This is a genomic window from Emticicia agri (assembly GCF_004168285.1).
GTDB classification, from domain to species: domain Bacteria; phylum Bacteroidota; class Bacteroidia; order Cytophagales; family Spirosomataceae; genus Emticicia; species Emticicia agri.
The window spans coordinates 1-5,049 of sequence record NZ_SEWF01000102.1 but is presented as its reverse complement, the minus strand read 5'-3'; the positions used below and the strand labels follow the sequence as shown (position 1 = coordinate 5,049).

General features: G+C 31.5%; 7 protein-coding genes. 5 read left to right on the top strand and 2 right to left on the bottom strand.

Annotated elements, in window-relative coordinates; all coding sequences use genetic code 11:
• Positions 1–22: 22 nt before the first annotated feature.
• Positions 23–673, bottom strand: a complete 651-nt coding sequence (locus EWM59_RS27095; RefSeq protein WP_229239289.1) for an IS630 family transposase — start codon at positions 671–673, stop codon at positions 23–25.
• Positions 613–1,044 carry a helix-turn-helix domain-containing protein gene (locus tag EWM59_RS28510; protein WP_130021386.1) on the bottom strand — a complete coding sequence of 144 codons (432 nt, stop codon included), beginning with the start codon at positions 1,042–1,044 and terminating at the stop codon, positions 613–615. The genes EWM59_RS27095 and EWM59_RS28510 overlap by 61 nt, the downstream gene beginning before the upstream one ends.
• Positions 1,045–1,404: 360 nt before the next feature.
• On the opposite strand from EWM59_RS28510, the gene EWM59_RS27090 reads away from it, so the two are divergent.
• The 5 genes from EWM59_RS27090 (at position 1,405) to EWM59_RS27070 (ending at position 5,045) form a co-directional block, all read left to right on the top strand.
• Positions 1,405–2,025, top strand: coding sequence for a hypothetical protein (locus EWM59_RS27090; protein ID WP_130024329.1), 621 nt, complete (start codon positions 1,405–1,407; stop codon positions 2,023–2,025).
• Between the two features lie 118 nt (positions 2,026–2,143).
• Entirely contained in the window at positions 2,144–2,659 is a 516-nt protein-coding gene (locus tag EWM59_RS27085; protein ID WP_130024328.1) for a hypothetical protein, read from the top strand.
• A 98-nt stretch (positions 2,660–2,757) separates the two neighbouring features.
• The gene (locus tag EWM59_RS27080) at positions 2,758–3,156 is read left to right on the top strand and encodes a hypothetical protein (protein WP_130024327.1); all 399 of its coding nucleotides are present in this window, start codon (positions 2,758–2,760) and stop codon (positions 3,154–3,156) included.
• Positions 3,157–3,211: 55 nt separating this feature from the next.
• Positions 3,212–3,676: a hypothetical protein gene (locus EWM59_RS27075; RefSeq protein ID WP_130024326.1), complete on the top strand. Its 465-nt coding sequence runs from the start codon at positions 3,212–3,214 to the stop codon at positions 3,674–3,676.
• Between the two features lie 256 nt (positions 3,677–3,932).
• Complete coding sequence (locus EWM59_RS27070) at positions 3,933–5,045, top strand: IS4 family transposase (RefSeq protein ID WP_130019099.1); 1,113 nt, start codon at positions 3,933–3,935, stop codon at positions 5,043–5,045.
• Positions 5,046–5,049: the final 4 nt, after the last annotated feature.

The following is a 5,049-nucleotide window of genomic DNA, read 5'->3' as shown; positions in this document are numbered from 1 at the left end:
TAAGTAATACGACAAAATTATTTTAAATTTTAATTTTAGAAAAGTCGATTTGATAGTCAAAACCAAATTTAGACCAAATTTTGTCAAGGGCTTTTTTGAGGGTTTCCAAATCTTGATAATCACTAGGCTTAAGCCAATAATATTTAGTATGCCTCCAAAGCCTTTCGATTCTGTTTAGATGTGGACTGTAAGCAGGCAAATAGAAAATATAGAGCCCTTTGTTTTGCCACAATTCTAACTTTTCTTGAAAAACTTTGGCGTGATGAATTCTGGCATTATCAATTACTAAAACTGTTGGTTTTCTAATTTTATCAATAAATATTTCTATTGAATTGATGACAAAATCAGCATTAATAGTACCTTTTACATCAAAAGTGTAAAGTTCATTTCCATCAGCATTCATCAACCCAAATACATTGATATTCTTGCCTTTTTGTGGCAGAATATAAACGGGTTCATCTGGAAATTGCCAGCAGTAAGGTACGACACAATTGAGCGAAAAACCAGCCTGATCACCATAAAATAAGTCAATATGACTTTGTTGGTGGAGCTCGAGTAAGTCATTTAAGCAGTCTTCTTTATATGCGTACTCAGAAGTGTTTTGCTTTGACTTTAAACTTTTTCTGGCTCTTTTCCAACTGGCTCGACAAGTGTTTTTAAAAAACGCTCTAATGTTCTTTGAGAGAAGTCTTTCTGTAATGCTTCTTTCAGTTCTTGACGTACTTTTTTCAGAGTCTGAGGGCTTGATTTTACTTTGCTTTTTACCAATGATTCATCAGCTGCATTGAAAATAGGTTTGCGACCCTGACCCAATTGATTGCGTAAACCTACTATCCCATGCGTTTCCCAACTGTCAAACCAGTTAGTGATGGTAGGGTGGCTTACTTGAAATATAGATTTTAGGCTATACATATCATACCCCTGATGACTTAGCAATAGACAATGACAACGTTGTTTGAATTGATGATGGGTAGCATTTTTGTACCCTTCTTCCATTGTGATGACCTCACTTGGCTCTAATTTAATATATCGTTTTGCTCGCATAGAGCAAAGTTAACAATTTTAAAATAATTTTGTCGCATTACTTAATAAGTTATTATGCAAATTGCATACAGATAATGATCCCTGAGATTAAACAGGTAAGCGAAATAAAAAATATAAATCTGGCTGGAAATGTCTGAGTTTTCATGGCTGTGATATAATTTTGTTTTGATGGTACAAAATTATTGCGGGCAAGCATCAGAGTCAAAAATATGACAATGAATCGCACGAAAATTTAATCCAATGGTAAAAAACGGGAGTTGAGGGGGTGGATATAGTAATTTAATTAGGCAGAATTGATAGACGTCGTTCAAAGAATGGCTGACACAACGACTATGCGTCCCAGACTAATTACATAAATAGATGGAAAAATTTATACCTTACCAAACGCTACTTCAAGAAAAAAAAGAAAAAGGTGAAATAATTTATTATATCGACTTACTTCTAACATTTGAATGGAGAAATAAAAGAGATACAATTATAGCTCGTGATAAAAAGCGTTGTACATCTTGTAAAAATGAAGCTACTATTTTAGATAGGTTTGGGAAAGCATTTAGACCACCTACTAAAGAAGAGAAACGTGAATACATAGATGGATTTCTAAAAGAAATGAATGTTAAGGAAACTAAATCAATAAATGGAGCAGACTTTTATAATTTTTACAAAGATTTATATTTTCCTGTGGAAATACCTTTCGACGAATTTATTTTCTTACATGTTCATCATACGTACTATATTATAGATAAACTTCCTTGGGATTATCCACAAGATGCGTTAATAACATTATGTCATAAATTTCATAAAGAGATTCATCTAAATAACCAAATTCCAGTTTATTTAGATGATGATAAGTCTGAAAGTATAAAGTTAACAGTATGCAATAAATGCAATGGAAGTGGCTATATTCCTGAATATAATTACTATATGAATGGTATATGCTTTGATTGCAACGGTTATAAATACAATGAATTAGTAATAAGATAAAAAAAATGTTCGGCTGATTATTTAATCAGTCGTTGTGCCAGCCGTTCTCTGAACGGAGTAAATAATAACAAAATGATTAAGGAATCACGACTTACTGCACCTTCTGATTTTTAATTCTATGAAGAATCCTATTTTTTATCTGATAATATTAACTAATTGTTTAAGTTGTAATCACTCAAAAAGACAAACTCAGAAAGAGGTAAAAGATTTTGGGCAGAAGATTCAAGAATTAGTTTTGAGCGAAAATACTATAGGTCAAGAATTTATTTTTAAAATAAATAAATCACCTTACATTCTTGAATATAATATGACATATTTAGGAAACCTTAATAAACTAAAGTATAAAGTTCTGTATTATGAAGTTCTTAACGGAAATGAGGATGCTCCACAATTAAATTGTTACCTATCATTTTTTGACACACAAGGATTAAAAATCGGGAAATTTTATATTGGATCTTTAGGAATGCCAGAACTAAAAGATGATAATCTAATCTTTAACCAAATCTATGGGGATTGTAATCAAATAACAACAATTAGTTTTAGAGAGGGTATTCCTAAAGAAATATTTATTCATTGTAAAGAAGAAAAGGGTGAAATGTCAGGCGATATTTATTCATTTGTACCAGATAAGTAATAAAAATCAAGTTAAACACATTTAAGAGGGACTGGCAAACATTCCCCGTTCGGTTGAACATTCAATCAGCTGAACGAAGGAACTAATTTTTAAAATGTATGAAAAAAATAATAATAGTATTAGAGTACGATGACGGTGAATTTTGGGGCTGGACCAGTTCAAAAAATAATTTTACATTGGCTACTTATGCAACAACTCCTGACGGAATTACAGCCAATATAAAGGATTTATTACAAGACTGGATTATACATGAAGGACAAGAACGCTCTGACTGGAAAAACGCCAATATAGAAGACTTTCAATTTAAATATCAGTACTGTATGACTGACTCCTTACATACATTAGACGATCTGAAAATTGCTGACATTGCTAAAAGAACAGGTATAAATAATTCTCTGATGAAACAATATGCAGACGGTCTGGCCTATGTATCGGAAAGAAGAATGAAAAAGATAGAAACTGCTATTAAAGAATTAGGAATTGCCTCGTTCAACTGATTGAACAATCAGCAGAAAGAAGTATGATGTTTGCATATTTAATGACTACAAAAAGATGAAATTAAAAAGGCTTATTTTTCTGATTCTTTGTTTTATGTCAAATTCCTGTGCTTTTAATAAAACATTGGTAGAAAAAGACCTATCTGTTAAAGAAGCTAAGGATATAGTTTACTTAATAGAGTGTATAAAAACAAACACTAATGTCTTGAATTTTATTGAATGGAAAGGTTCAAATAAAAATGAAAGCCCAATTAGCTTTGAGCATAAAGGTAGGTTGGCATATTTCAATTTAAATAGGGATGAAAAAGGTATTTTTCATCAAGAGATTAACTATTTTAAAAATAGTTTCCATAAGAATATCTTTACTAATGATACTCTAAATAGATATTCGATAACCAGTCAAACTTCTTTTAGGGTTTTGATGTCCGAAGATAAATTAAGTATATATTTTTTCATGATAAACCCTGATAACGTAAAAACATGGGTATTGAGTAATGGAAATACCGTTTATACACCTTGAAAATTTATTTTTTCGTTCAATCTGAGTGAATGAAAAGAACACTCTCATTTTTTTACATTCTGCTCAGAGAACGGCTATCACAGCTACTGATTGGATAATCAGCCGAACGGAGAGAACTTGCCAAAAATCAAACCAAATGAATAAAAATATAGTATTATTCCTTCTATGCTTTACTTACTCTACCCGAAGATTTTTAATTTATAAACAAAAAGGCTGAATTTTGTAGCGACCAAGCAAACAAAACCAACCTTTTAGAATGAGAAAACTCATTAGGGACGAAATTATAAAGATTTTTGATAAAATACCTCTTGCTAAGAATCTATCAAGGAAAAAATTCATTGGTGATTTTCTGATAGGGATGCTCGAAAGCCGGAAGGTGCAATTTAAAGAAATAGCCTTGCACATTGAGAGTGAAGCTACATTAGAATCAGTTGAACGTAGAATACAGGCATTTTTTAAGGATTATGATTTCGATTACAGGCAAGTATGTCTCTTACTATTAATGTTTTTACCTAAAGGTAAACTTCAATTATCAATAGATAGAACCGAATGGGACTTCGGCATTTATCAATGCAATATTTTGATGATAGTTGCCAAAAATGGTTCAATAGGGATTCCATTGTATTGGGAGTTATTAGATAATAATTCAGGTAATAGTAATTGTAAAGACAGGTGTGACTTATTACAATCAATTGTAGATGTGATAGGTTTGGATAGAATCGGTTTGATAGTTGGAGATAGGGAATTTATTGGTATTCAATGGCTAAAGTATCTAAAAGACAGGCAGATAAACTTCTGTATGAGATTACCTAAAAACCATTTGATAACACTTAAGAATGGGGCTGTTTGTTCAATAAACGACTTATTGTCCCATCAACAGGAGCGTTACTTTGAAACATGTTTGGTCGATGGAATCTGGTGCAATACTATGCTAAAGAAATTAGATAATAAAGACTTTTTGTTTCTGATAGGTAATCTGCCAGCCAAGCAGTTAGGAAATCTTTACCGACATAGGTGGTGTATCGAAGTTCTGTTTCAAACTTTCAAACAAAGGGGCTTTGATTTAGAAACTACTCATATTAAAGGAAACGAAAAACTTAGTAAATTGTTGGTTTTTGTTAGTATTGCTGTAGCTATAGCACTGAAAACAGGTCAATATCTCCATCAAAAAGTAAAGATGATTAAAGTCAAAAAACATGGATATAAAGCTAATAGCTTCTTTAGAAAGGGTTTAGATTATATCAGAGTAAATCTAAAAAGACAAAAACAAAATTTTATAGCTACTTGTCAGATGCTTGTATATGATTTTTTGAGGTGGATTCATTTACAATTCATCTATCACAAGGAATTAACAAAAATCTTCGGGTAGAGTA